4 protein-coding genes are annotated in these 2673 nt (G+C 60.3%); 2 read left to right on the top strand and 2 right to left on the bottom strand.

Annotated features, from left to right (window positions below; all coding sequences use genetic code 11):
- The coding region (locus EN879_RS31350; protein ID WP_127274497.1) for an alpha/beta hydrolase at positions 1-646 on the top strand (646 nt) is incomplete at its 5' end.
- 27 nt (positions 647-673) lie between these two features.
- Here EN879_RS31350 and EN879_RS31345 read toward each other — a convergent pair.
- Positions 674-1726 (bottom strand): DUF1176 domain-containing protein, encoded by a 1053-nt coding sequence (locus EN879_RS31345; RefSeq protein WP_063167830.1) that lies wholly within the window; start codon positions 1724-1726, stop codon positions 674-676.
- Between the two features lie 138 nt (positions 1727-1864).
- Here EN879_RS31345 and EN879_RS31340 point away from each other — a divergent pair, with 138 nt between their 5' ends.
- Positions 1865-2371: a DUF1993 family protein gene (locus EN879_RS31340; RefSeq protein WP_063167831.1), complete on the top strand. Its 507-nt coding sequence runs from the start codon at positions 1865-1867 to the stop codon at positions 2369-2371.
- A gap of 61 nt (positions 2372-2432) precedes the next feature.
- On the opposite strand, the gene EN879_RS31335 is transcribed toward EN879_RS31340, so the two are convergent.
- The gene (locus tag EN879_RS31335) at positions 2433-2597 is read right to left on the bottom strand and encodes a hypothetical protein (RefSeq protein ID WP_023810361.1); all 165 of its coding nucleotides are present in this window, start codon (positions 2595-2597) and stop codon (positions 2433-2435) included.
- Between the last annotated feature and the right edge of the window lie 76 nt (positions 2598-2673).

Raw genomic sequence — 2673 nt, 5'->3', positions numbered from 1 at the left:
GCGCAAGGTGCAGCAGGATCTGTTGCTGAAAACCGACGCCGGCGATATCAGGCATTTCGCCGTCGGCAAGACCGAGGGCGCCGGCATCATCGTGCTTTACCTGCACGGGCAGGGCGGCAGCCGCAAGCAAGGCGTCGACGACTTCACCTTCGGCGGCAATTTCAACCGGCTCAAGAACCTGATGGCCAGCAATGGCGGCCTCTACCTTAGCCCGGATTTTACCGATTTCGGCGACAAGGGAGCAGCGCAGGTGGCAGCGCTGATCGGTCACTATGCCGACCGGTCGCCAGGCGCGAAGATCTTCGTTGCCTGCGGATCGATGGGTGGTGCGCTGTGCTGGAAGCTTGCCGCGCGCAAGGACATGGGCGGCCGCATCAACGGCCTGCTGCTGCTCGGCTCGCTATGGGATGAGAGCTTTTTCACCAGCCCAGCATTCAAGCGCCGTGTGCCGGTCTTTTTCGGCCAGGGCAGTCACGACGTGGTCTTCCCAGTGGCAAATCAGGAGGCATTCTTTCGCTCGATCCTGGCCAAATCGAAGACTTACCCGACCCGTTTCGTTCGTTTCGAGACCGGCACCCATGGCACCCCGATCCGCATGACCGACTGGCGCGGCACGCTCAACTGGATGCTGTCGAAGTCGCCCTGACAGGCTGCCTGCAAGCCCGTGTGACGCTCAAGGCGCAGTGTTGTAGTCGACGACAGTCTCGGGATTTTGCTCGCCGTCATATGATGCATCGACGTCGTACTGGACCAGCGAGAAATTGCCGTTGCGGAACAGATACGTGCCGGCGTCGGAAGCATCGCCGACCCCGCGCCACTTGTTGAACGTGGTGATCGTCTGGGTGGCCTCGTCATAGTCGGAATTGACCGCCCAGCCGGACGTCTGGAAACCGACGATGCTCATGCCCAGCAATTTGCCGTTGCTGTCATTGTTCTCGTAGCGGATGTCCATCTTGGGTTCGGCGAATTGCAATTGCTGCACGGCCGATGTCTCGTCGGTCATATAATAGACCGAGCTTTCATTGTAGGCGGCGGCCGAGCAGGAAAAATGGAACAGCCGCGTCTCCTTGTCGGGGTCGCCGGGCTGCGCATCCTTGTCCTTGTATTTGATTGAAAAGACCGTCGGCTCGTCGGCCAGGAACTGTTTGTCGCACTGGCCGCCATAGGTTGCCAGAAACGCCTTCTTTGCCTGCTCCAGCGCAGTGTCCTTCTTCGGTGGCGGCGGCCCATCGCCGCAGCTTGGCGGCAGCGCCTCCTCGAAATCGGCGGCGGAGGGTTTCAGTGCCCCCTTCTCGATGTGGATCGGATCGAAGGGTGGCTCCGCCTGGATCTGGGCATTCACCTGGCGCAGCGTGTAGCAGCCCGCAAAAACCTTTTCGCCGCCGCTCTTGTCGGTGGCGCGGATGGCGATGGGCACGTTGTAGAAAATGCTGCCGGCCGCCCCTTCGTCGGAAACCGCCCCGGTCAAGACCTCGACCTTGTCGGTGCCGTCATAGCCCTTGACGAAACTGTCGAAATCCTTTGCCGGTTTTGTATCGCCGAAATACCCCCAGGCGCGAGCGAATTCGTGCCGGCTGATGGCGCTGTAGAGCGAACGCACAACAGCATCGGCGCTCGACCGGTCGTCGACATAGGGCGTTTCGCGGGCATCTTCGGCTGCCAAGGTCGTTTGACCGATCGGGGCAAGGGAGAGAAAGGCAGTCGCTGCGAAAAGGGCGCATCTCATCGGGAACCTCCGCTCGATAAGAGGATTCTACGACGGCGATTGCGGCAACGTGGTGACGCGGCGTCGGCGGCCTTGAAAAATCCTGCACGAAGGCGCTACGTCGCGTCCGCCGGCGCTGGGCCGGGCAGGAGATTTGACGTGACGATATCGATGTATGAGGCATCCGTGCCGGTGTTTTCGGCCAGGCTGAAAGCGCTTTCCAATGTGCTTGCGACCGCCGAACAGAATGCGCTGGACCGCAAGATAGACCCGCAGGTTTTTCTGACGGCGCGGCTGGCGCCGGACATGTTCGCCTTGACCAGGCAGGTGCAGATCGCCACCGATCATGCCAAGGGCGCGCCGTCACGGCTCGCCGGCCGCGAAGTGCCGAAATACGAGGACAATGAGGCGAGTTTTGCCGATGTCCAGGCTCGCATCACGAAGACGCTCGACCTTCTCGCGACATTTTCGGCTGCCGAATTCGACGGCTCCGATGACAAGATCATCGAGCTGAAGCTTGGTGGACGCGAAAGCTCGATGCCCGGCCTGCAGTATCTGCTGCATGTGGCCATGCCCAACTTCTATTTCCATCTCACCACGGCTTACGACATCCTTCGCCACAATGGCGTACCGTTGGGCAAGGCGACGTTCCTGGGATCGCGCTAAGGAATTGAATTTTTTGGAGGTGTCCCGGACCGATCCGGGACATCCTGAACACCGGATGCAGCTAGCGAATGGACATTTCGCGGGCGATGCGGGGGAAGTCGGCCGGCTTGATCCCTATGTCGGCGCGGTCGGCATTGCTCATCGAATGAAGCAGCGCGAGCGCCGAGCGGTATCTCAGATGTTCCTGTGGCCGAGGCCGGGCGAACATTTCAGTGAAGAAACCCATGATTCAAGCCCCAAATTGGTCCTCCACGGCTGCCAATATAGGTGAATCGTGACAATTGTGCAGTGCAGCATTTGCA

The organism is Mesorhizobium sp. M7A.F.Ca.AU.002.02.1.1 (assembly GCF_003998535.1).
Taxonomy (GTDB): domain Bacteria; phylum Pseudomonadota; class Alphaproteobacteria; order Rhizobiales; family Rhizobiaceae; genus Mesorhizobium; species Mesorhizobium ciceri.
This window is presented reverse-complemented; position numbering and strand designations above follow the sequence as displayed.